General features: G+C 61.4%; 17 protein-coding genes. 2 read left to right on the top strand and 15 right to left on the bottom strand.

Annotation, left to right across the window (positions count from 1 at the left end; translation table 11 throughout):
* Positions 1–346: 346 nt before the first annotated feature.
* The 7 genes from ACFMO7_RS11280 to ACFMO7_RS11250 all read right to left on the bottom strand — a co-directional run bounded on the left by ACFMO7_RS11280 (position 347) and on the right by ACFMO7_RS11250 (position 12402).
* Positions 347–2626: a hypothetical protein gene (locus ACFMO7_RS11280; RefSeq protein WP_376795582.1), complete on the bottom strand. Its 2280-nt coding sequence runs from the start codon at positions 2624–2626 to the stop codon at positions 347–349.
* A 622-nt stretch (positions 2627–3248) separates the two neighbouring features.
* Positions 3249–4067 carry a hypothetical protein gene (locus ACFMO7_RS11275; protein ID WP_376795581.1) on the bottom strand — a complete coding sequence of 273 codons (819 nt, stop codon included), beginning with the start codon at positions 4065–4067 and terminating at the stop codon, positions 3249–3251.
* A 284-nt stretch (positions 4068–4351) separates the two neighbouring features.
* On the bottom strand, positions 4352–5311 hold the full coding sequence (locus ACFMO7_RS11270) for a glycosyltransferase family 9 protein (protein ID WP_376795580.1): 960 nt from the start codon (positions 5309–5311) through the stop codon (positions 4352–4354).
* Between the two features lie 7 nt (positions 5312–5318).
* The gene (locus tag ACFMO7_RS11265; RefSeq protein WP_376795579.1) at positions 5319–5714 is read right to left on the bottom strand and encodes a hypothetical protein; all 396 of its coding nucleotides are present in this window, start codon (positions 5712–5714) and stop codon (positions 5319–5321) included.
* 3 nt (positions 5715–5717) lie between these two features.
* Positions 5718–7463: an ATP-binding protein gene (locus ACFMO7_RS11260; protein WP_376795578.1), complete on the bottom strand. Its 1746-nt coding sequence runs from the start codon at positions 7461–7463 to the stop codon at positions 5718–5720.
* A gap of 134 nt (positions 7464–7597) precedes the next feature.
* The gene (locus ACFMO7_RS11255; RefSeq protein ID WP_376795577.1) at positions 7598–8293 is read right to left on the bottom strand and encodes a hypothetical protein; all 696 of its coding nucleotides are present in this window, start codon (positions 8291–8293) and stop codon (positions 7598–7600) included.
* Positions 8294–8613: 320 nt separating this feature from the next.
* Positions 8614–12402 carry a UvrD-helicase domain-containing protein gene (locus ACFMO7_RS11250; RefSeq protein ID WP_376795576.1) on the bottom strand — a complete coding sequence of 1263 codons (3789 nt, stop codon included), beginning with the start codon at positions 12400–12402 and terminating at the stop codon, positions 8614–8616.
* 376 nt (positions 12403–12778) lie between these two features.
* On the opposite strand from ACFMO7_RS11250, the gene ACFMO7_RS11245 reads away from it, so the two are divergent.
* Together ACFMO7_RS11245 and ACFMO7_RS11240 are read left to right on the top strand one after the other, a co-directional pair.
* Complete coding sequence (locus tag ACFMO7_RS11245; RefSeq protein WP_376795575.1) at positions 12779–13450, top strand: hypothetical protein; 672 nt, start codon at positions 12779–12781, stop codon at positions 13448–13450.
* Between the two features lie 128 nt (positions 13451–13578).
* The gene (locus tag ACFMO7_RS11240) at positions 13579–14382 is read left to right on the top strand and encodes a type III pantothenate kinase (RefSeq protein ID WP_376795574.1); all 804 of its coding nucleotides are present in this window, start codon (positions 13579–13581) and stop codon (positions 14380–14382) included.
* A gap of 138 nt (positions 14383–14520) precedes the next feature.
* On the opposite strand, the gene ACFMO7_RS11235 is transcribed toward ACFMO7_RS11240, so the two are convergent.
* The 8 genes from ACFMO7_RS11235 to ACFMO7_RS11200 all read right to left on the bottom strand — a co-directional run bounded on the left by ACFMO7_RS11235 (position 14521) and on the right by ACFMO7_RS11200 (position 22436).
* On the bottom strand, positions 14521–15288 hold the full coding sequence (locus ACFMO7_RS11235) for a hypothetical protein (protein WP_376795573.1): 768 nt from the start codon (positions 15286–15288) through the stop codon (positions 14521–14523).
* A gap of 83 nt (positions 15289–15371) precedes the next feature.
* Positions 15372–15713: a hypothetical protein gene (locus ACFMO7_RS11230; protein ID WP_376795572.1), complete on the bottom strand. Its 342-nt coding sequence runs from the start codon at positions 15711–15713 to the stop codon at positions 15372–15374.
* 337 nt (positions 15714–16050) lie between these two features.
* On the bottom strand, positions 16051–16671 hold the full coding sequence (locus ACFMO7_RS11225; RefSeq protein ID WP_376795571.1) for a superoxide dismutase: 621 nt from the start codon (positions 16669–16671) through the stop codon (positions 16051–16053).
* A gap of 633 nt (positions 16672–17304) precedes the next feature.
* Positions 17305–17841, bottom strand: coding sequence for a chromate transporter (locus ACFMO7_RS11220; RefSeq protein ID WP_376795570.1), 537 nt, complete (start codon positions 17839–17841; stop codon positions 17305–17307).
* Positions 17838–18494: a chromate transporter gene (locus ACFMO7_RS11215; protein WP_376795569.1), complete on the bottom strand. Its 657-nt coding sequence runs from the start codon at positions 18492–18494 to the stop codon at positions 17838–17840. Before ACFMO7_RS11215 ends, ACFMO7_RS11220 begins: the two co-directional genes overlap by 4 nt.
* Before the next feature lie 245 nt (positions 18495–18739).
* A complete protein-coding gene (locus ACFMO7_RS11210) occupies positions 18740–19789 on the bottom strand; it encodes a hypothetical protein (RefSeq protein WP_376795568.1) in 1050 nt (349 codons plus the stop codon).
* Positions 19790–20049: 260 nt separating this feature from the next.
* Entirely contained in the window at positions 20050–21057 is a 1008-nt protein-coding gene (locus ACFMO7_RS11205; protein ID WP_376795567.1) for an ARPP-1 family domain-containing protein, read from the bottom strand.
* A gap of 5 nt (positions 21058–21062) precedes the next feature.
* The gene (locus tag ACFMO7_RS11200) at positions 21063–22436 is read right to left on the bottom strand and encodes a hypothetical protein (protein ID WP_376795566.1); all 1374 of its coding nucleotides are present in this window, start codon (positions 22434–22436) and stop codon (positions 21063–21065) included.
* Positions 22437–22698: the final 262 nt, after the last annotated feature.

Genomic DNA, 22698 nt, shown 5'->3' with positions numbered 1-22698 from the left:
CCGCTGGCAGGGGGAAGTCACCAGAACAGAACTGGCTCCTCTGATAGGAGATAAGCCAGGAGTGCCCATCTGGCGCTGCTTCCTCCTTCTTGCCTGTCTGCGCGGCCCTGGCCATACAAACGTTTCTCTGTGGAGATACGCCAGATCCGCGTTAGCCATCACAGATCAGACGGCAGCGAGCCTGGGAAGAGAAGAGCAAGACACCGCTGCCAGACAAGCCCTGCCGACAGGCCAGCCCCAACCCATCTCTCTCCGTTGGCTTCAGGCCACGCTCTTTACCCTCGCCAGGCCCGCAGCCAGGCGCAGCCAGGGCCAGCCAGCGCGAGCGCGCTGCTTCCCCTGCCCTCTAGGAGCCTGGCGGCAGGGAAGGCAGCCCGATGACCGTAATAGCGCTGGCACTGGCCGGTAAATGTTTGCCCCAGAGGGGGGCAAGTTGCAGGCTCCTGGTCCGAGCATGGAAGCGCTTGAGGAGGATGGCGCGCGCCTCCTCCTGCGAGAGGCCAGCGATGGCCTGCGCTACGGCCTGTCTTCCAGCAGCATCGAGCTGTAACACCCACTGGCCGCTGGCAATCACGAGAAACTGCGGCGCCTGGATCAGTCCCAGTGAGGCCGCGGTTTGCAGCTCCCCGACTCGCTCAAAATGGGCGCCCAGACTGTGAGCTATCCGCTGCTGCAGGTCCTGCTCTAGCCAACGAACAAGCGCCTGGGCATCATAGGCCACAGCCTCACAACTTAACTGTCCGGTCACTGTGACGTTGCCACTGCGGTCGCCAGCCCGATGGTTAGCCTGCATCTGAGTTGAGCAATCAAGCGCATCGCCGCCCAGGCTGAGAAAATCCTCGCCGGGCTGCAGTTGGGCTTGCAGATGCTGCCTGGCCTCCTGCCAAAGCTGCTGGGTCAGATCTTGCTGGGCATTATCGATATCCTGTTGGGCCACCTCCGGCCCATTGTAAGCGTCAGCGCCGCCCGTGAAGGGAGCCGGGTTAGAGACATAGGCGATGAAGCTGGGATAGGTGACGCTGCCACTGTACTGATAGTAGCCGTCCAGGAAATGCGCGGGAATGTTGCCCTGGCTGCCGGCCTGCTCGACAATAGCATCGACGGTAGTCGATCCCTGGGCACTGATCAGGCCGTGGTTGATGACAGCAACGAGCAGCCCATTGTTGGCCCGCAGCAAGAGCGGCTCATCGGGCGGGATATCGCGGCTCACAGAGGAGAAGACCAGTTGGCCGTGAGCATGGGTGGCCGGAATATTGGCGTGAGCGATGCTGCTCTGGACCGTTTTAGAGCGCCGAGGGGTGGTATAGCTGAGCAGGCGCGTCGCTGCCTGGCGATTGGCAAAATCGTCGTTCTGCCCGCGACTGAAATTATAGGATTGCACGACTTGCTGACGCACGGGAGCGATGGTCACGGTTGCTGCGGTGGCCGGCAAGAGGCCATAGAGCCATACTCCACCCAGGATGAGTAGCAGAATAAGGACGCCCGAAATGACGGCCCCCAGAGCTATCTTGCGGCTCCTGGGAGAGAAAGAAGATAGACGTGTCTCCAGCAGTTTCTTTGTCTTGCGCGCGGCGACCGGCATGGGCCCCACCTGGAGCGTGGCCTGGCCCGGACCTCCCTCGTCGCCGCTGAGGCTTTGTGGCGCCGCGCCCGGCGAAGGCGACTCAGACACTGGGACGGGCAGCGGTGTCACAGGTGTCAGTGGGAAAGCTGGTGTCAGCGGTGCAGAGCTGCTGGCCGTTGGGAGAGGAGCAACAATCTCAGAGGCCAGACTCCCCTCCGGGAAGGGTGTGAGCGGCAGCACTGGCTGCCCCTGGGCCGCGGCCCGAGGCTGCTCGCCCTTTTCCTCCTCCGCTCTCGTCTCGCCAGGTCGCTCCCATCGCTCCAGCGGACTCTCCACAAGGGATAGTTCATAGCCAAGGGCCCGCAGAAAAGCCCGCACCGAGGCGAAGCGTCGCTGGGGATCAGGATCGGTCGCAGGCTCCAGCGCGGCGAGGTTGAGGCCCAGCTCGGAGACCTGCTGGGTGGTTGCGGCCAGGATCCGCTGTACCAGCCTGGCCAGAGCATATTGATCGCCGCGCTTGCTGGGTCGGCCTTCGGGAGGAAGGCAGTCTGGGTCATCCTGGTCAGGAGGAGCAAAGGGGGGCTTCAGACCACTCAGCAGAGTCCGCCCGTCAGCGGTCAGCAAGATCCACTGCGGCGAGAGCTGGCCGTGCAACAGGTCAAGCCCGTGCGCGGCCGCCAGTCCCCTGCCCACCCACTCGATCAGCTCCCGCGCTTGAGCGCCCGACAAAGGCTCTCTGTCGCCGCGCGCCAGCCGCAGCGACAGCGTTTCACTCCTCGTGATGACCTCGCACCCCTGCACAAGATAAGGATGATCCTCGACCAGATCCCCTTCAAAGACCGGCACAATCGCCTGGTCACGCAGGCTGGCCAGCGCCTTCATCCATTCAATAAATTCGATATATGCGGATCTCGATTGCAGAGCGATCTCTGGCCAGAGCTGCAGGGCATAGAGGGTGCCAGGGACCTCCCCATGTTCCACAAGGTAGAAGAGAGACTGAGAAGTCTGCCGCAAGCAGCTCAGCAGGCGATAGCGTCCAATGTAGTCACCAGATTTCTTCACTCTCCTTCTGCCTCCTTGTCAGATCGAAGCGCCAGTAGTCCGCCTGCCAGAAGAATCCCTTGAAGCAACCACGAATGAAGCTCTCCCTCTCATTCCACCAGGAAAAGAGAAGAACGCTTATAAGCTTGCTTCTACAAGATACCATATTCTGTAGGAATCGTGAAGCAGGTAGACAGTATTGCGCTTTGACCAGCAAGGCCCTCGGGAGCAGGATAGAGTTCAACACTTGATCGGGAGGCAGGATCGACGGAGCCGAGAGCAGACAGCAGCTTTCCCATCGGCAGGAAAAACAAGCCTGCCAGGCCGTAGCAGTCCTCTCAGCAAGCCTGCCAGGTAGGAAAGTCGTCTTTCGGGAAAGCGGCGAGAGAAGAGTCCAGGCCGTCCCTCTGGGCGGCGCGCTGCACCCGGCTCCGGGCAGATCGAAGGCGGCCTGTCCTCCCCGGAGGGTTTTCTGACCGCCCACATGAGGGTTGAGATTGCTCCTGGTGGCAAGCAGGCGATAAAAAAGAGACCGCCGTCACTCGTTGCCCGGCGGTCTGGTCTGGCAAGCCGTCAGCCTGGGGATCGTGCGCCATCCAGGCGGTCAGAGGGGGTCAGCCGGTGCCGCAGAGCCAGGTTCGCCCTAATCGGCGGGAGCAAAACCGCTGGTTGTAATTCGCACCGTCACCGTATTCGAGCTAGCCGCCCCATTGGAGCCGAAGACCGTGGCGTGGACGCGGGCCTGAGCGCGTTTGCTCATCGAGAAGACCTGGACATGCCAGGTCAGGGTAGCCGTACCGGAGGCATCGGTATTGCCGTTGACCACGGCCACGAAGGGCGCCACATTATAGGTCACCTGGAGCTGAACGAAGCTATTGGGCTGATTGGTAATGACAGTGACCGTGACATCGCTATTGTTAGGCACGGAGGCCGGGAGGCCGGTAATTTGGACGGCTCCGTTAGCGGAACCGTTGCCATTATCGGTGGTACGGGTGGGTTTGAGTGCGGGCGTGCTCTGCACCGGGGGCTGACTACTCTCATTGCTCCCCTGGCCGCTCGGTGTCGGAAAGGTTGGTCGCAGGTCTACCGTACCCGTTGGCGCTACACCCGGCGGTGGTGTCAAAGGCACGCGCGCCTCCATATTAGAGCCTCCCTGCATCAGGGTACCGCCCACAACTACAGAGAAAATCACCCCCGCGATCAGCACCAGAGCGCTGGCGACCATCAAGACCTTGTAGGCTGGGTCCTTCTGCCAGAAATAGCCCATCTTGCCCAGCAGCGTCGGCGGCGCGCTCTGCCGCGGACGCCGGATCAGCATCTCCGGAGCGATGTAGGTCGTCTGCTGCTGGGGATCAGCGGACCACTCTCCCGGCCTCATCCCGGGCGCCGCTGGCAGGACCAGCTTGCCCGAGAGCGGCTGGCCTCTCGCTCCCTGCTCATCTCGTTGCTCTTGATCTAGCATCGCGCCTTATCCTCAACTCAACTGGCACTCAACGACAGCTTAGCAGTCAGCCAGTCCCCCCGCTGGCAGCGGAGCAGGACAGATCTTTTCTCCTTTCTTCCGCCTCCTCCTTCTTTACCCGGCCCGCTGGCCCAGGGGCCTATCCTGACTTCCAACGCACCTGTGACCTCCCTCCGGAGCCGGGCAGCTTCCCTTTCCACTGCTCACTCACGATTCACTGCTTCTCAGTATACAACAGTGAGCCTTTATTGCTAAGGAGTCGGTACTCACAGGTAGTACGCTTTCTAGAGAGTGCATTGTAGCTGCTCGATGTGCCTTACAACCGTCTCGACCGGCAATTGATCGAGCGGCTGGGCACGCACGGTCACGACCGCCGGCCCGAGGGGGCGCCAGAGCGCGGGGTCGGTGGGACCAAAGAGAGCCACAGTCGGGACCCCCAGCAGACCAGCCAGATGGCTGAGGCCGCTATCGTTGCCCAGATAGCAGCGGGCGCGCTGAATGTGGGCCGCCACCCTCAGGAGAGGCAGGTCAATTAGCACTTTTAGCCTGTCCGGGGTTGAGGCTGGCAGCGCACGCACCAGTGCCGCCAGCCGCTCACGATCGGCGGGTCCGGCCAGCACGAGGACGGGCCAGGAGCGTTCCCAGGCCCAGAGCACCACCGCCGCAAAGCGGGCAGGGGGCCAACACTTCTCCGCTGAGCCACTACCGGGATGAATGACCAGCGGCGCCACTGGGAACAGCGGCGGCTCCCGCTCGAGCAGGACCGGGGGTAGTCGGTAGACCTCTCTCCCCCGGCTGGCCAGATCAAATGTCAGCCCCAGGGTGCGAGCCAGATAGGCCGTCACATGCCCAGGCTCGCCGGCCGGTGGACGACCCGGGGCCACCGTGGCCATCGTCACCCCAGCCTCGCGCAAATTGCGTCTCACGAGGCCGTCGGGGTCGGCCAGCCAACAGACCACCCGCTCCGCCTGGCTCAGCCGCGCACGCAGCTCATCCTGACCCAGGCCCCCCTCAGCGAACAAGGCACTCCAGCGCAGATCGCCATAGTCTTCGACCGCGTCGGCCACCCCCAGCCAGCGCGCCAGCGGCAGCACCTGTGCATTGCCCACAAGCGTCAGACAGGCAGATGGCGAGGCGGCCCGCAGCGCAGATAAGACAGGAAACGCCAGGAGCGTATCGCCGATCGCCCCGGGACGGATTACCAGCAGCTCCCCCCTTTTCTGCTCTTCCCTGCTCACCATCATAGCGCTCTCACCACTTCTTGGCCAGCGAGAGGATCTCAACCAGCACAGCGGCAGCCAGAATGACAAGCGCGGCCAGGATGCTCCAGCTATGTAAAGCGCGCAGGATGAGATTCAGCACAATGCAGAGCGACAGCAGGCAGCCTTGACGAAGGGCATGGCGGATCGTGGCCCGGTAGAGGCGCGAGGAAATGAAGATCAATCCGAAAAGATAAGCAAGGGGAGCAAAAGTGCAGATGAGAGCCCCCAAGAGAAGCACAAAAAAAGCCACGAAGGCCAGTAGCCCTTGTGGCGGAACAAAATAGGTAAAGAGGAGAAAGGCCGCCCAAACCGGCAGGGCCAGCCCGCCCAGAAGAGAGAGCGCGGCGCGATTGGAGATGCGATAACGCACGTTTTGCTTGGCCATAGCTTATTTCAACAGGCTGAACCCCTGGTTGTTTCCCAGGGGAGCCTCTTTGAGGCGGCGGCTCTCGCGGGCCTCAGAGCTAAAGTATTTCTGCCAGATATCCGGGGCATCCTTGCTTTCGCCGCCGTGCTGGGTCAGGCGCTGGCGGACGCGGCAAATCACCGGCGTGTTGACGGCGGCTCCGGCCACAATCACCTGGCCCTTCGAGAGGGCCGGCAGATTGTCCAGCAGATCGCGGCCTACCCCCTCGATAGCGGCGGCCACACTCTTTTGATCGATCTCATTGACGATGCGCATGATGCACTGCGTCTGACACTGACTCAGAACGTCGGCATCGAGCTTTCCAGGCCGCTGACTGATGATGCCCACGCCAATGCCGAACTTGCGGCCCTCGGCCAGCACCTGCTTGAGAATCTGGGTCGAGACAACCTCGGTGCCGCTGGGAGCAAAATGATGGCCCTCTTCCAGAAGCACAAAGACCGGATACGGCAGGTAAGATTCGCCAGAGTGCACTTTGCCGCGCTCGGTGTTCATGCGCGCCTGATAGAGACGCCGCAGGAGCGTGGCCACGATCACCTGCTGATCGCGCTCATCGACCTCGTTCAGCTGCAGAACCGTGCACTGGCCGGGCTTAAAGATCTCCTGCAGATCCAGATGCTGGACATCGTCAAACGTGAAGCTATCAACAAAGCGCTGCTCGATACGCCACATCAGCGCATGAACTGTGCTGGAGTCATCGGCCCCCTCGCTGTCCTCATCGTTCTTGCTACGCGCTACCTTGCGGATGGCCTCCATCAGATCCTGGGCGCCCCAAGGCGTCCCACGCTTCATCTCGTTGACTTTGCGTAGGGCCCGACTGAGCAGGTGCTGCTGCTTCTCAGTCATCTCGGGCAGAAGGTGACGCATATCGCCCATGTTCAGGGTTGAGAGACGTACCTTGACCTGCTCAGGGCGGTAGACGCGCACCTGAGCCCGGTAGCTCGCATCGCCATCCTGGTCGCTGCCCTCGGAAAACTCGGGAAGGTTGGGCAACTGGTCCAGCGTGCCATACTCGCCATGCGGATCAACAATGAGCACGCAGGCTTTGTTGTAGGGCCGCATCAGCTCCTCAATGATCACGCTGGCCAGATAGCTCTTACCGGCACCGGTGCTGGCGATGATGGCCAGATGCGTGCTGACAAAATCCTTGACCGAGAGCACTATGGGGACCGCCCCAGGCGCCCGCGTCAGCAGCGAGCCGATGGTCGCCGAGCCAGGCTGGCCGACACGCTTGCGACAGAGAATCTGCGAGAGCATCTCGTCGTCTGCCAGGAAAATCTGCTTGCCCGACTGGGGCGGGATCCAGGGATTGATAAAGGAGCCGCTTTCAGGGTCATAGTAGCCCATGATGGCAACGTGCAGCTCGAAGAGTTCGTTGGCCCGTACATCGTAGCCGACCATCGCGGCAACCTGGGCCGGCGAGACCTCCGGCTCCGCCAGAAAAGTATCAGGGTAGAGCTGCAGAGGCACGCGCTTGATGATGCGACCCAGGACCCGCCTCGCCAGCGGCTGAGCTCCGTTCGGCCCCCATTCATCAGGCTCATCTAGCTCGTAATAGACGTACTCGCCATTTTTGAGGACCTGCTCATCGTCGCGCGAGACAAAGGTATACTCGTGGGCGGACTCGCCCGGCCCCTTGGTAATGCCCACAGGCTTGCGACCCGTGCGCCCTCGCGAAACAGGTGACAGATTGGAAGAATCGCTTACCATAGCCGCTTCACTCCATCTCAGGTGAGAGATCCCTTGTTCTGAACTGCACGAGTGCCCCCGGCCCTTTCCAACACGCCTGAGCCTCCGCCGGCCAATCAGCGGTTTTGCCGAGCAGGGGCCGCCCCGGCCCCAGCTTAGCCCGTGGTTTCAACCTTGAGACGCCAGGCGAAGTTCCGCTTTACAATCGATAGCAAGGAGAGATTTTGAGGAAATAGACGCTCAAGTTGATCTATGATGCAGAGAGTAACCATAGGCAACAGGCTATTGCGCTGGGCGATGATGTGGGGCAGATAGCCCATATGAAGATAGGGGGGCTTATCCGGTCTATCGGGATCGCTGAAGAAATGGAAGGCTCGCACCTGCTCATCGTCCATGGTCTCGATCTCGCTGCCCAGCTCCAGCGAGAGCAGGGGCACGCCATGCATAATTGAGAGGACTTCTGTCTGGCCGTCGGGGGTTGTCCTCTCTTGCATCATGCCGAGCACCATGACATAGATGAGCACGGCGCGTTCGGCAATGTAGTCCGGCGAGAACAGCTCTACCTGCGTCTCGTTAGAGAGGCGAGGCCCCAGCGAGCCAAAGGTCGGATTCAAGAGGATGGTATCGTAGATCACACCTACAGCGTAGGTTCTTGGCTCCGTACTCATACCCAGCACGCGATGCAGCTCCGCCTCGGGATCATCGCCCTGGCGCGCGCGCACAGCAATACGCACGAAGCGTCCGAAGGCGTAGTCTTCAGGCGCCGGCTCGACCTCGACCTCGCGCGGACCATAAATCTGACAGACGTAATTGATATGCGAGTCGGATTTGACGATCTTCCCTATGAACATGCCGATGCCTCGTGTGCGGGCATGGAGTAGCACGCCCTGTATCTATTGTACCCGTTACTTCTCTCTCCCGAGAGAGAGTTTAAAGCCACTTTCGGTGAAAGAGTACCTCTTGCCCCCAGTGGCCTCCCAAGAGAGAGAGGGCCATCGTTCTCGGGAGCGACGGACATCATCGCTCCGCCTCACCTGGCGGCCATTATATCATACTGGGTAGCAGGGGAGGAGAGAGGTTGGCCCGCTTGCCCTGGCGGCCTGGCCCAGGTTCCGGACTTCTCAGGTGGGCCAGGGCCAGATAGATCGGGTGGGGGGGCAGGAAGCAGATGTCAGGCGGGACAGATAAGAAAGAAGGGGCAGGCCGGACAGCGTCCCGGGTCGGCAGGAGCCGCCGCGAAATCGTGCTCTTTGAGATGCTCCAGGCTCTCAAGCAGCCGGGTGTAGAGATTCTGCTCGCGTCGCTGCCCAAGCTTCAGGGAGCTGATCTCGCCCGTGGTCAGGTTGTCGCTACAGAGTTCGACCTCCTGTCCAGGATAGTGCTCACGTGAGACCTGCATGTAGAGCAGCTCGCGCGTGTCTGGCTCCGGCTCCTGCTTGCGCCGGCCAAAGCGCGTACGCACAAAGCGCACCGCGCGCCCCGGCTCCTGTGGGATCTCGACCCGGTCGATGGCGACCCGAATGGTTTGTCCGGCGATCTCGACGGTGAAGCCGCGCCAGAGCTGCCAGCGCTGGCTCTCGGGGTATTCCAGCAGTTTGCGATGGAGCTGCTCGGCTACCTCACGCCCGTGCTGCTCGTAGAGCGAGGCAAAAGGGGACTCATGGCCGCCAAGCTCGCGCCAGTACCGTCCATAGAGTTCGTGCACGTCCTCGCGCGCCGGCAGTCTGGCCGAAACCTGTCGCTCGCCGGCACCGGTCTGGCGCGCCTGCTCGATCCAGGTATGGAGGGCCTCTAGCGTCTTGCGGGTGGCCTGGATAAAGAGCGCGTAGCTCTCCTGCAGCGGCTGAAAGCGATAGATATAGCTATAGAGATATTTGCGCGGGCACTGCTGATAGCACTCAATAGCGGAGACGCTGAGAACCTCGGGCTGCATGGCTTCTATAAATGCTTCGCTGGGTCGGGCCACTGAAGCCAGCTCAGGCTTCTCAGCGGGCTTGTCGTTCGCGGTTAGAGCCGGCTGATCCTGCCTACGCCATTCTCTCCTCATAAGGCGCTCGGGTGGTAGGCCAGCCAACAGCGGCTCCAAAAAGGTTGATGGTCTGGCGGTACGCTTGCCCGTCTGGCGGCTATAGCTCAGGATGAGATGATCACGAGCGCGCGTCACACCTACATAGAAGAGGCAGGCTTCGCCAATGTCATGCAGGGCAGCCTCATCGCCTTCCAGCGAGAGCATGCCCTCGGGGGCGGGCACAGGATTATGGCGTCGCGTGGTCGGAAAGCGCTGCTGGGTGAGCCCCGGCAAATAGATTACAGGGAACTCCAGGCCCTTGCTGGCATGGACGGTCATGACTCGCACAACATCCACTTCCTGCCCATGACTCTCCTCAAGACTCTGTTGGCGCGCGCTGCTGTCCTGACGCAGCATGGAAAGGACACGCAGATATTCCAGGAAGCCACGCACCTGCTCGTAGATAGAGCTGATCGGAGCCACCTTCTCCGCGGCGCTCGTCGTCTGGCTGCTCTCCAAAGGCTCTGCTTCGTGTCGCAGGCGTTCTTGCTGCAAGTCATAGCGTCGTGCCAACTGGAGCAGCAGGGCATAGTCGGCCAGCATGGCCCGCGCCCGCGCATCGCCGCGAGCCAGGAGGTGCCGGACCTGCTCCGTTTCGCCGAGGAGGTATTGAGCGAGCAGAGTCCAGACGTCGGGGGCCGTAGCCAGGCGCTGAAGCAGCTCGCTGAGCAGTTGCAACGAGCGTCGTCCGGCCTCGCTGACTGTCTCGGGGATCTCTCCACGCAACACGAGCAACCCCGGAGCAACCTGCTGCTCACAGGCGGATAGGAGGAGAGCCTCGATATCCTCCTGCTTGAGAGGATGCTCAGGCCAGCGTGCCGCGCGCAGCAGTCCCATCCCGTCCGAGCCTGCCAGCAAGAGCAGGGGGGCCAGCACATCCTTGACATGTTCCTGCTCCAGCGTGCCCCCATGTTCAACCACCGGTAGGCCGGCCAGCGCCAGTGCCTGAGAGAGACGCCGGGCCTGAGCGCGCGTGCGACAGAGCACAACCAGATCGCGATAGCGATACCCCTGGCGAGCGCGGTCCTGGAGATCGGCAATCAGGCCGGTCAGCTCGGCGGCCTCGTCCTCGGCCACTGCCAGCGTCACATACGCCTCTGGCGGCGAAGGGCGGACCGCCTCGTTCTCCCGCAAAGCCGCCTCCTCGCCAGCCTGTCCGCTCTCCAGGCGCTGGCGGCGAAAGGCTTCTGCCAGCGCTACAATATCGGGGCGCGAGCGGTAATTGCGGCTCAGCGACAGGATCTCAGCCCCAGGATAGTCTTGCCGGAAGCGGGCAATGTTGGCGGGGGAGGCTCCCCGAAAGCCATAGATGGCCTGGTTGGCATCTCCCACAACCCAGACACGGCGCGCCTCTCCGGCCAGCAGGCGCAACAGCACTCCGCTGGCGCGATTGATATCCTGAAATTCATCGACAAGGATATGTTGATAGCGGCTCTGCAGTTGCTGCAGAATGGGACTGTGACGTTCGAGCAGCTGCACGGTCAGCATGATCAGGCCGCCAAAGTCGGTGTCCCCGCGCCGCTCCAGCTCCTCCTGATAGAGGGCATAGATCGCCGCAATTTCCAGAGCGCGCTCTCCCCGCTCACGCTCCTCGAACGTTTGGGCCTGTTCCAGCATGCGCTCTGCAAGCTGGCGATAGCGCTCAGGGGTTACCAGCTCGTCCTTAGCGCGCGAGATAGCCTTCAGTATGTCGGGGAAATAGAGCGTGGGCTGCCTCAGATGATGATAATAACGGAGGGGGAGACGGGGAGCCAGGCGGCGCAGCAAAAAATAGCCCTCGGCGTCATCAACCAGAGTAAAGTCGGGACGGAGACCCGCCAGCTCGCTATACTGGCGCAGCAACTCGGCACAGAAAGCATGAAAGGTGCTGACCGTCGGTAGCTCCTTGAAGCCGCCTCCAGGTCCGGCGGCAGAGAGACCCAGCGCCCGGCCAAGACGCTCCTGCATCTCTTCGGCAGCCTTGCGCGAGAAGGTCAGCGCCAAAATGGAGCGCGGCGCCACTCCGCAAGCACGGATGAGGTACTCGGCACGTCCGATGAGGGTGCTCGTCTTGCCGCTCCCAGGCCCGGCGATCACCAGGGCCGGCGTGGCAGCAGCAATAGCCGCCTGCTGAAACTCGTCGTAGCGCTGGCTCGTTCCACCTGGCATCGAGGCCGGCCCAGACCCAGCAGCCCTATCGATAGAGTGCTCGGGCTGGGCCGCTGGCCGATCTGACTGCTCTTGCATCTCCATGGCAGGAGAATATTCTTTGAGCAGGCCAGCCAGGCGGTTAAGCATGGCAGCCTGCGAGACGGCGAAGCGGTTCGCCAGTTGGGCCGGCGAGAGCCGCTGTTCCAGGTAGAGGGTGCGCACCTCTTCCAGAGGCATCAGCAGCTCGGCGGCGAAGAAGTTGGCGGCCAGCTCGCGCTGACTGCGGGGACTGTAGGACTGGCCAGGTCCGAGCAGCTCCTCGATGCTCTCCCCATCCGAAAGCGCCCCGATCTCCTCGCGTATCTCGGCCTGGCCGCAGAGAGCAGTCTGATCGGCTTCCTCCCCAGTAAGGGTGCGTCTGAGAGGTCCCAAGATGCCTTCCAGCTCGGGCAGCCAGAGGCGCATCGACTCCGTAGGGGGACAATGAAGAACCAGATGGCCAAGTTCATGGGCGAGCGTAAAGCGGCGCTGCGTCTCCGGCAGATTGCGGCAGAGCCAGATCAGATTATCCTCGGGTTCCAGAAAGCCGTAGGTGCCCGGGGGATAGTCGGCAGGGTGAAAGGTGACAATCACCAGCTCAAGCCAGGCGATCAGCTCATCCAGTGGCAGAGCCTCGCCCGCCCGGGATGGCTGGTAGTGGCGATAGCGCTGGCGCAGATAGCGAGCGGCCTGGATGGCCAGCCCACGTATCTCTTGTTCCATCGGGGCACCTCTCTCCCTGCACCTTGTGCCTTGTTTTGCCTTACCTCTTCCTGCTCCTTCGCCGGCCGGCTACGGTGGCCAGGACGGATACCCGCCAGGTCGTAGGAAGGGGGAAAGAAGAGATCCACAGCTTCTGAAGCATTATATCATCTTCGCCTGGGCCGGCCCAACACCTTCAGAGCCAGAGCAGCCTGGTTCCAGGCGCGGCGCCAGAAGCCGACAGAAACCTTCTGTGCAGCGGCCTGGATTTTGCTATAATTGAGGGAGACAGGCAGGCGGCTAGTCCTAGCTGGTGCGCGCAGCGGGCAAGACGGCCAGGCGCAGCGCGGCGGCAAGGGAGCGGACACGCCCTTACACCTACGGGAGGTTCCTGGTCATGGAAGCATCCGAAATACTGACTCGCGCCAGGGCGGGGGAAGCGAAGCCCGAGGGCTGGATCATACTGCCGTTGCAACGGGGCAGAGTGATCCTCTCTATCATCGGCTGGCTCTTTGGGGCAGCCCTGGGCCTGATTCTATTCGCCGCCATCTTCCCCATTATGGTGCCCGAAAACTATCATAGCCCCTTCGGAGCGATTGCCAGCACAATCTTTCTCGGTATCCTCCTCTTTATTGGTCTGGGCAGCATCTGGTGCCTGGTCAACGACGTGCGTCGTCTCATCCGGGCCCAGGACTACCTGATCGTCATCACGCCTGAGGACTTTGTCCAGCAAGCTGGGAACAAAGTGGTCCATGTCCCACTGATCAACGTCCGTTATGTGACGGCCCGAGGTCGTGCCAGGCCGGACCGCACACCACCCACCAACCAGCTAGCCCAGCTTGGCAGCGCCAGCGACAACATGGTGGGATTTCTCTTTGGGCGCGGCATGACCCAGTCGCCAGAGGAACGACGCAAGGCGATGAGTTCCCGTGCGCCGACCTCGCTCGCCTTTATCGACACGCGCACCAATAGCGAGGTCGTTGTCACGACAGATACGGCTTACGGCGACCCCTTTCTGATTGCCGCCCTGCTCAAACAGTACGCCGCTAGAGCCCAGCAGATCGCCTGAGCCACCCGCCGGAGCCGGCTCGATCAGCGAGCGAGCAAGCTGGTTGCTATCCTCGGCCTGTGCGCCATGCGGACGAGTCTCCTTTTGTCCTTTCCACATTATCCTCTGGCCACTGAGAGGAGTTCCCTATGCTGCTGGCTATTGATATCAGCAACACCAATATCAAGTTTGGCCTCTACAACAGTGAGGCCCTCAAGCATCATTGGACCATCTCCACCGTGCGCCAGCGCACCGCTGACGAATATGCGATGCTGCTGGGCACGCTGATGCATCACAGCGGCCATGCCTTCGGGGATGTGCACGCCGTTATCTTCTCATGCGTTGTGCCTCCGCTGACACCAGTCTTTCAGGAACTGGTCCAGCGCTATTTTCATCAGGAAGCCATTATCGTCGATCATACTCTGGATCTGGGCCTGCACCTGCTTGTTGACAACCCCTGGGAAGTCGGTTCGGACCGCATTGTGACGGCTATCGCTGCTCACGAGCTATACGGCGGTCCCGCGATCGTGATTTCCTTCAGCACAGCCGCCACCTTCGATGTGATCTCGGCCCAGGGCGACTTTCTCGGAGGCGCCATCGCTCCAGGGCTGATGATCTCCGCCGAAGCCCTCAGCAGCGCCGCTGCCCGCCTCTTCCGCGTCGAGCTGACCCCGCCACGCTCGGCCCTGGGCAAAAACACGACCGAGAACATGCAGTCCGGTATCATCTACGGCCATGTCGGTCTGGTCCAGGGGCTGATCCGGCGCCTGCGCGCCGAGATCCCCGAGGTGCGCGATCAGGACGAAGTCAAGATCATCGCTCACGGTGGCCTGGCCAACTTCATGGCCCCGCTCATTCCCGAGATTCAATACGTTAATCAGTTCCTTCCCCTGGAGGGCCTACGCATCGCCTATGAGCGCCTGCGCAACGGCTACCGCCAGCGCGAGCGCTAGCGAGAGGCCAGCCAGGGCGAGACGAGGCGGGCCAATCCGCCAGACGACAAAAGCAAAGAGGAGAGGCGAAGGGGTAAACCCTCTTCGCCTCTCCTCCGTCGTGAAGGGACCCTGTTCCCACTCTTGGCGGCAAGGAGATCAGTTCTTTAACAGTTGGGCAATCTGGTGCAGGTCACTGGCCGCCCGATGCAGAGCCGCGTGGGCCGTTTTCTCAGCAGCACGTACCTTGGCCAGATTGCTGGCATAGGTCGCGTGATCCTGGTTATAGTTCTCCGGCGTCAGTGTCGGCAGCGTGCTCTGCACCGTGTCAAACTGGGCTTCCGCCGTCGCGAGCTGGGCCTTGAAATCGTTGTAGAGGCTCTGCAACTGGGCCTGCTTGCTAGAGGGAGCAGCCGCGATGGCCTTCTCGATGGAAGCCTTGGCGGCCTCCATCCTGGACGCTAGCTTCTGTTCGATAGCAAAGTGGAGCTGCTGATAGTCACGAGGCAAAACAACCGCGTAGATGCGGAACTGCCAGAAAATGTTTTTGACATCCTGGCGAGCGGCCTGGGCCGAGGTTTCAGCGTCAAGCTTGCTCTGCAGCGACCTCAGACCGTTCTGGTTGGTGGCAATGTCGGCCTGGAGGGCGCTGGCCGCATCAGCGGTGATATGCCCGGCCTGCTGTTGCTGCGTTACGCGACTGCTGAGCGTGTTCAGAGCGTTCAGGCGGGCATTAATCAGCTGGTTTCCGATATTAATCACGCACTGGACGTCACCACGGGCACATTGCCCACCGGCAGCCGGGGCCGCCTGAGCACTGGCCGGCAGCGTTAGAAAGGCCAGCAGGCTCGCCAGGGTCAGACCGACCAGGGCCACAAAGGCCAGCCTGGCGGAACGCTTCATAGCGTCGAAGAGCTTCGCTTTCATCCTCTACGCCTCTTGTGTTCCTATTATGAATTTATAAATCTGCATCTTAAAAGCATTACCTGGATAGCAGATGCCAGGAGCTTCTAGGGGAGAGGTGCGTTATCCTGCCCTTGATCGCTCGTATTGGCATCGTTTTGGGACTGGTCCAGGGATGGCAGCGTACCCTGGACCTGCTGGTCAATCGCCTGGACCTGCTGCGCTGGGCTGCTATTTCCCGCGGCAGGTGAGCTGCTCTGGCTGCTGGCTGGCGCCGTCTGGCTCTGTGTGCTGGCCGGAACGGCCTGATCCTGCGAGCGCAAAGCATGTCCTCCGCAGCTCGTCAGAGCCAGCGTCGCCACGAGCAGGGTCAGCAACAAGACGAGACTGAGCAGGGGGCGGCCAGGGGCAATGCGCCGCCTCGTCGACTGTTTGTTCATCTTCTCCATAGCATATACTCTATAGCAGTAATAGCCTGATAACTGGTCAATTGTGGCTCTGGACGCGAGTCAGGGATCGCCCGGCTCGAGACTGTGCCGGAGAGTGGGATGGTGGCGACGAAGCACCACATCGCGGGGTAGTGTAGCAGAAAAACCTCAAGAATAGCTCAAGGTCAACCAAAGATTTGCTCAACGCTGGTTGGGCCGGGCTGGCTGATCTGGGGGAGAGCGCGAGCCGGGAGTCTTCCCCAAAAAAAGGAGGGTGCTCAGCCAAGACCTGCTTAGCTGAGCACCCTCTTGCCCTGTTCTCCAGCGGAAAACGGGGAGAAAGCGCCGTGTCTGGCGACTACTTTTGCTGGCTCAGTCCCTCGGCATAGCGGCGCTCGATTTCCTCCCAGTTGACCACATTCCACCAGGCATTGAGGTAATCGGCGCGGCGATTCTGATACTTCAGGTAGTAGGCATGCTCCCAGACGTCGTTGCCCATTACCGGATAGAGGCCATCCATGTAGGGGCTATCCTGGTTAGCGGTCGAGATCACCTGCAGCTTCCCCTGCTTATCGAGAACTAGCCAGACCCAGCCGGAGCCGAAGCGCTTCAGGCCGGCATCGTTGAACTGGTTCTTGAAGTTCTCGAACGAGCCAAAGGTCTGCTCGATGGCCTTCGCCAGATCGCCGCTGGGCTGGCCGCCGCCATTGGGCTTCATGATGCGCCAGAACATGCTGTGATTGGCATGCCCACCACCGTTATTGCGTACCGCCGTGCGCACGTTCTCCGGTACCTCGTTGATGCGCTTCAGCACCTCCTCAACCGGCAGGTTAGCGAAGGGATGGCCCTCCAACGCGCTGTTGAGGTTTGCAACATAGGTGCCATGATGCTTATCGTGGTGGATCTGCATCGTCTGCGCATCGATATGCGGTTCCAGAGCATCGAAGCTATAGGGCAGAGGTGGAAGTTCAAATGCCATAGACCTTCTCCTTTTTTACACCCAAGAGATTGCCGAAATGGCGCTTCAAAGCGAAGGGCGTCAACGCCCTGCCCCGGCCCAACTTATTCCACTCGCCTGCGCTAGCGCTAGCTGGCTGGCAGAGGAGAGAAAAGCGAACCGGACCCGGCAGCAGAGCGGCAGGTCCGGCAAGCAGGCAGACACAGATGCGCATGTGCACGAGTGCACGAGCGCCCGAGCGCGCGAGCACACGAACACACGGGCAGTCGAGGGACAGGCCAGAGCGTCGCGTCGCGTCAGCCAGCACTAGAGCACTCTCCTGTTTAGTTGTATTCGATAAGATATGCGATTGTCAAGCAGATGCATACCTTTCCGTCAAGCTGCCCAGGGGAGGCTAAACTGAAGGCCGCCCCCTTACAGCTCTGGGTCAGGGACCGGGGCAAAACGCATCCCGTGTGCCGTTCTTCTCCCTCCTCGCCAGCAACGGGCGGCGCTGCCGGTGGCGAGTCCGCCTCATGTATTAGTATAGCGGATGGAGCGCCGATCGCCTCTGAACGAAAGGACAGTGCCCCAGCAAGCCATTAGTCTCAGGCCGCAGGAGGGCTAACCGCTGTCTGCGAGTGACCAAGCCAGCGGGCCGGCATGGCCATTCATTCAGCGCCACCAGGGCAGCGCCAGACCTCCGTACAGCAGCAGACCGGCCCCAGCAGCCAACAAGAGAATGACGAAGACGTGGACGCGCCGGCTCAATCCCAGCAGGCAAGCCCCGGCCCCGATCAGCCAGGCTCGCCAGTCACCCGCGCTGTGGCCGATGATCGTCCAGCTATTGCCCACGGTGATTCCAACCACCGCCAGCGAGACGCCGCGCATCAGGGCCTCAACCCAACGCAGGCCCCCCAGGCGCTGATAAAGGGCCTCCCAGATCAGCACCACAAACGGGGGAATCATGATGGCCAGCAAGGCCAGAGCGGCCCCCAGGTAGCCATAGGTCAGATAGCCCAGGGCGATGACCCACAGCCCGTTCGGTCCAGGACTCAGTTGCCCGATGACCAGCGCCTGGCTGAAGTCGCTCTCCTCAGCCCAGTGGTTGGCCAGCAGATCCTGATGCAGGCTCAGAAAGTTGCTAAAGCCGCCAGTTGAGAAGAGCGAGGCCTTGAGAAAGAGCCAAAAATAGAGGAGCGGATTCTTCACGATCGCTCCTCCCCCCCTGGCTGCCGCTCGGTCCGCGCCAGGGATGGCGCTCGCACAAAGAGCAGTCTACCAGCCAGCGCGGAGGCAACGACAACCAGGACTACAGCGACTCTGCCGACGATGAGGGCCAGCGTGACCAGGACAATAAAGGCAAGGCTGAGCACCACCATGCCGATCCCTTCCTGATAGCCTTGCTTGAGCAAAGGGCGAGCAAAGTTGATGGCCACCACCAGCATGATCCCCGCCGTGGCAGGCACTACCCCGCGGAACATCGCTTCGACAAAGGCCAGATGCTCTATTTCTAGAAAGGCGGCAGCGATGAGAGTCGTGATCGCCGCACTCGGCAGCAACAAACCCAATAGCGAGACCAGAACTCCCCAGATTCCAGCCAGCTTGCGCCCAATAAGCACCGTGATCGCCACCAGGTTGATGCCCGGGGTCATAATGCAGAGATTCCAGGCGCGGGCAAATTCCTCGATGGTTAACCAGCGATGCCTCTCGGTGAATTCTCGCTGGATCAGCAACAGCGTAGAGGAGCCGCCGCCAAAGGACTGCAGACCGATCAAGATCCAGATGCGCAGCAGCTTCCAGACCGAAGGGAAGGGTTCCCTGATCTCCGCGAGGGCCGACGCCTTGTCCACAGCGATAGGCAAAGGCTGAGTTGGTGGCTTCTGTTGATCTGCGTGGAAATTGTCCATAAGCGTATGCCAGAGTAGAGAAGCTACAGGAGGAGTTTGGCAGCAGCCAGCTCAGCCTTCATTCTAGCACATAGCCACTGAGATAGGCCAACCAGCTAAGGGGTAACTGGCCTATCCCCCGCTCGTGCTCGCTGGCAGCTATCGGATCTCTCTCCTGGGGGCTGCCGCGGCAGCTCCCAGGAGAGGGGCGATGGGCCAGGTTAATCGGCGAGCAAGGCGGGTAGCTCTCCCTCCAGAGCCATCAGCTGCTCCAGCGCAGGCTTCCAGGTCTGAGCCTGGCGCCGGACCAAACCCAACTGCACCTGCCCGCAAAGCAGCGCCTGCCTCTGCAGGCAGGTCGCAGCCTCAATCAGGCCAGCCTCGTGCAGAAAGAGAGCGGCATCAAGCAGACGCCGCGAAGCCAGCGGCAGGACAAAGCTGACAAGCTGGCGCACCAGCGACGGCGCCGAGCGCTCTCCCTCCAAAGCAGCAAGCAGACGCTTCAGGGCGGCTACACCGCTATAGAGGACGGGACCTTCTAAAGGCCGACCCAATTGGGCGCGAATCAGAGCCAGGCCGCGGGCGATCAGGGTGGCTCGCGACGGAGCGGGCTGCTCATGAGGACGAAAATGCATACGAATAGTAAAAGGTGCGTGAGGATAGCCGACGTTCTTCGCTCGCCAGGCACGCAGGAAGTCGGCCAGAGGCAGCCAGGCATAGGGATGTTTCTGAGGGTCATGCAACAAGACATGCTTTTCGCGGACCGCCAGCACCAGGGCGAAATGATCGGCCCCCCGCAAGGAGCTGTGTTGGGGATGATAGGTCAGCCATCCCAAATCGAGCGGTCCAACCAGGGCCGGTTCCTCCCTGACCGCCGCCCGCAGAGTGCTCAGAGCCTGGCGCTCATCGACGGTGTCGGCCTGAGATTCGGGCCACTGCTGGCAGCTCCAGCCAAGAGCCTTGAGCGCCAGCGACAGCCCCTGATCAGGATTGAGCGCGGGGTTAGAAAAAAAGACCTGCGGCCCAGTCGGCAGCTCGAGATAGAGCTTGCCAAAGGGCATGGTCGTCAGACACTCGAGAAAGCCCGGCTCAGGTAGCCAGGTGCGCTCAGCTCCTGCCGCCTGCAGCGCCATAAGCAGGCTATGCGTATAGCAATAATCGCTGTTCCCCCAATAAGCCACAAGGGGAGGCAAGGGCCAACTGAATCGCTCAGGCTTGTGCCCCGCCTCATTATCAACGGGCTGGTGCTGAAGTCGCCTCGCTTCCTCCACAGGTTCAATCTCCTTCTTCTCTCCAGTCTTCTTTCGAAAGTATAGACGGAATTTTATTATTATGTCAACCAAATTTTTTAATCTTCAAAAATATTCCCATCATTATGCGCGTACGCTCACCTGGAGAGAAGAAGAGAGGCGGCGGCAGGAGCAAGAGCATGGACCAGAGAGGCCCGGGCGAAAAAAGGGAGAGGAGCGCGCCCGGGCCGGGAGAAGGAAGAAGAGAGACAGACGCTCACGGAAAGCAGCGAGGAGCAAGTCTACAGCTCGCTGCGGAACAGGGACAGATAGACCACCTCAGAGCCGGAGCAGACAGCCTGGCCGAGCCACTCTCCGTGATTGATCGACAGCACGCGCAGGCCGGCGTGTTCCTCCTGGGAGCGAGCCTGCTTATGGAGGGTAGCCACCGAGCAGATCTGCTCGAGATGCAACCTCCGCTCCTGGCGACGCGCCTCGTAGAGGCGCTGCTGGAGATCATCCAGGTCGCGCAGGCCCTCCAGCTCGAAGGTTGGGCGAGACGCTGTGCGCTGCTGGCGCTCGGCCAGCAGGGCGGCAGGGCCGTAGCAGTAGATCAGCAGCACCGGCAGCAGCTCCTGCCAGTAGGCGCTATTGGGAGCCACCTCCAGGCCGACCAGCTTGCCAGCCAGGAAGAAGGCCGCACCCACCTGACCAGGCAGCCACTCCAGAGCATGGCGATAGGGCAGCAACCGAGCAAAGTTGGGGCGCAGCCAGCGCTCCAGATGGCCACTGTAGTCAATGCCATAGCGGCGTGAGTAGGCGGTAATCGCCGTCCAGAGCCGGCTAAAATCCCTGACGCCCTGCAACTCGAGAGCGGCGCGGCGCAGCCCCAGAGGCAGCATGCAAAAGCGTTGCTGAGCCTGGCGCGGCGTACCGCCCTGCCTCTGCTGGATGCAGAAACAATCGTCTACCGTTAGCGTTTCCCCGGCATCGAGAACGAGTACGCGGCTCGTGGCATGATTCTGCACGCCTGGCTGGAAGAAAGCTATGTGCATAGGCAGCACCAGCACCCCGTCCTCAGCCTGATTGCGCAACACGAGCGTTCCGTAGGAGGGGGAGCCAACCACCTCCAGGGAGCGCATCGGGGGGAGAAAGCGCGCGCGGCTCCGCTCCAGCTCGGTGCTGACAGGGAAAAGGCCGACGACCTCCAGCAAGCCCCAGGAGACGAGCGGACCGGGGGCCAGGTGCGCCAGCAGCCCCGTAAGAGGAGAGGTCTCACTCACCTCCTGCTTGACCTGAATCTCCATCATAGTTATCACCTCGTAAGCAAGAGTTGTTGCACCTGTTCCGCCTCAACTGGAGAGATAGACTCGGAAGCATAATCCAGAAAGAGCCTTGTCAGCACCTCGCGTACTCCTTGCTCGTGTCGAACAGGTAGCAGGATGAAATCGCCGCCCAGGTGGCGCTGCTGCAAGTGCTCGGAGTCAGTGAAGACCGGCACCAACTGATAGACGGGCATAGTCAGGCCCAGAAGGCGCAAACCTTGCAGGATCAGAGCAGCGTCGCCCTGGCGACTATTCTCGTAGCCGTCAGTAATCAGCAGAATGGCCTGCGGCTGCATGCGCGCGGCATCCAGCAGGGCAGTGGCCAGGTCGGTCAGGCCTGTCGGCTTTGGGAGCAGCTCCTCACTGGCCAGACAGCTTCCGCCGACCTGATAGAGCGTCACCGAGGTCACACGCTGCTGCAACAGGCGGACCAGAGCCAGGGCCAGGGCCACCGGATGAAAGGCTCGCTCACCTGACGAGGCCATTGAGGCCGAAAGATCCACGACTACAGCCAGTCGTCCCTCGACAAGCGGCAGCGAAGCCACGGCCTGCTCAGTGCGCCGCCACAGCTCTTCAGCATACTCCTCAGCCCTCAAGCCTTGCTGCAGGGCTTCTTTATAGAGCATAGTCAAAGGCCCATCCTGGCGCCCAAGGCGCGTCGTCGAGGCGGAGAGCGAGCGCACCCGGCTGGCGGGAACGTCGCGATGATAGATGCCGCGCAGTCCGAAGAGGGTCTCGCGAGGGAGACCCTCCCCCTGTTCTAGTTGCTCGCGCGCGGCCATGCGCCTGGCCAGCGTGGGATCGGTTGGATCAAAGGGCACACCTGCCAGGAAGCAGAGCGTTTCCCGCGCAATCGCCGGATCGGGCGCATAGTGCAACAGCTCACGCCGCAGGAACTTCTCGCCCACCTCGCTCGGCTGCGCCAGGAAGCGTCGGACCGAGGACCAGGTGCGCTCTCCCAGGAGGTGCTTCAACAAGAGAGTGACCCGCTGTCGCCGAGCCGCCGCAAGCTGCGGAAACTGCTCATGGCCGATCAGCAGCTGCAGGCCAATCTCGCGCGCGCGCCGGTTATTGATGCGCCGCTGCCGGATCACGTCAGCAACCAACAACGCTTCCTCCGCCGAGAGAACGCGCAGTTGTTCAACAATGCGCTGCCTGTTGATGGTGTGAGCTGCGGGCAGACGGATCAGATTGGCGAGCATCTCTCGCTTATGCGAGAGATCAGCGAATGGATCCGTCAGCAGGTACAGATAGAACTCGGGAGCCGCCTCGCACATTCTCTGATGCAGTGTAACCATTTGCTCCTGTCCGGTCAGCGGAGTCTGGCGGCAGTTCAGGTACTCAATGAGCAACTTCTTATCCATAGGCAGCTTCTCCGTCACAGTGCTACATGACGATAAGATTAAAAAGCGCAAGAAGAGCGCAAGATGGCCCAAATCACGACGACAGCATGCCGCGGTGGGTCACGCGCGCGCGCACAGGCAAAGACGGATACAGGAACCAGAGAACACGGGTCGACCGGCGCTGAGAGCTTTGTGGGCTACGCCTGCCGCCCTCGCAGAAAGTGCTGGTGAATATTGAGGGGACTTCTGCGGAGGAAGGTGGCGGAAGCGCACCACACCAGGC

The sequence above is a fragment of the Thermogemmatispora sp. genome, assembly GCF_042408735.1.
Lineage (GTDB): Bacteria > Chloroflexota > Ktedonobacteria > Ktedonobacterales > Ktedonobacteraceae > Thermogemmatispora.
This window is presented reverse-complemented; position numbering and strand designations above follow the sequence as displayed.

Excerpts from the sequence above, each read along its gene's own strand:
- ACFMO7_RS11250 (WP_376795576.1), bottom strand. The coding sequence starts at position 12,402 with ATGGAACAAGAGATACGTGGGCTGGCCATCCAGGCCGCTCGCTATCTG.
- ACFMO7_RS11275 (WP_376795581.1), bottom strand. The coding sequence starts at position 4,067 with ATGCTAGATCAAGAGCAACGAGATGAGCAGGGAGCGAGAGGCCAGCCG.
- ACFMO7_RS11255 (WP_376795577.1), bottom strand. The coding sequence starts at position 8,293 with ATGTTCATAGGGAAGATCGTCAAATCCGACTCGCATATCAATTACGTC.
- ACFMO7_RS11270 (WP_376795580.1), bottom strand. The coding sequence starts at position 5,311 with ATGATGGTGAGCAGGGAAGAGCAGAAAAGGGGGGAGCTGCTGGTAATC.
- ACFMO7_RS11245 (WP_376795575.1), top strand. The coding sequence starts at position 12,779 with ATGGAAGCATCCGAAATACTGACTCGCGCCAGGGCGGGGGAAGCGAAG.
- ACFMO7_RS11230 (WP_376795572.1), bottom strand. The coding sequence starts at position 15,713 with ATGGAGAAGATGAACAAACAGTCGACGAGGCGGCGCATTGCCCCTGGC.
- ACFMO7_RS11200 (WP_376795566.1), bottom strand. The coding sequence starts at position 22,436 with ATGGATAAGAAGTTGCTCATTGAGTACCTGAACTGCCGCCAGACTCCG.
- ACFMO7_RS11235 (WP_376795573.1), bottom strand. The coding sequence starts at position 15,288 with ATGAAAGCGAAGCTCTTCGACGCTATGAAGCGTTCCGCCAGGCTGGCC.
- ACFMO7_RS11260 (WP_376795578.1), bottom strand. The coding sequence starts at position 7,463 with ATGGTAAGCGATTCTTCCAATCTGTCACCTGTTTCGCGAGGGCGCACG.
- ACFMO7_RS11205 (WP_376795567.1), bottom strand. The coding sequence starts at position 21,057 with ATGATGGAGATTCAGGTCAAGCAGGAGGTGAGTGAGACCTCTCCTCTT.
- ACFMO7_RS11265 (WP_376795579.1), bottom strand. The coding sequence starts at position 5,714 with ATGGCCAAGCAAAACGTGCGTTATCGCATCTCCAATCGCGCCGCGCTC.
- ACFMO7_RS11240 (WP_376795574.1), top strand. The coding sequence starts at position 13,579 with ATGCTGCTGGCTATTGATATCAGCAACACCAATATCAAGTTTGGCCTC.
- ACFMO7_RS11225 (WP_376795571.1), bottom strand. The coding sequence starts at position 16,671 with ATGGCATTTGAACTTCCACCTCTGCCCTATAGCTTCGATGCTCTGGAA.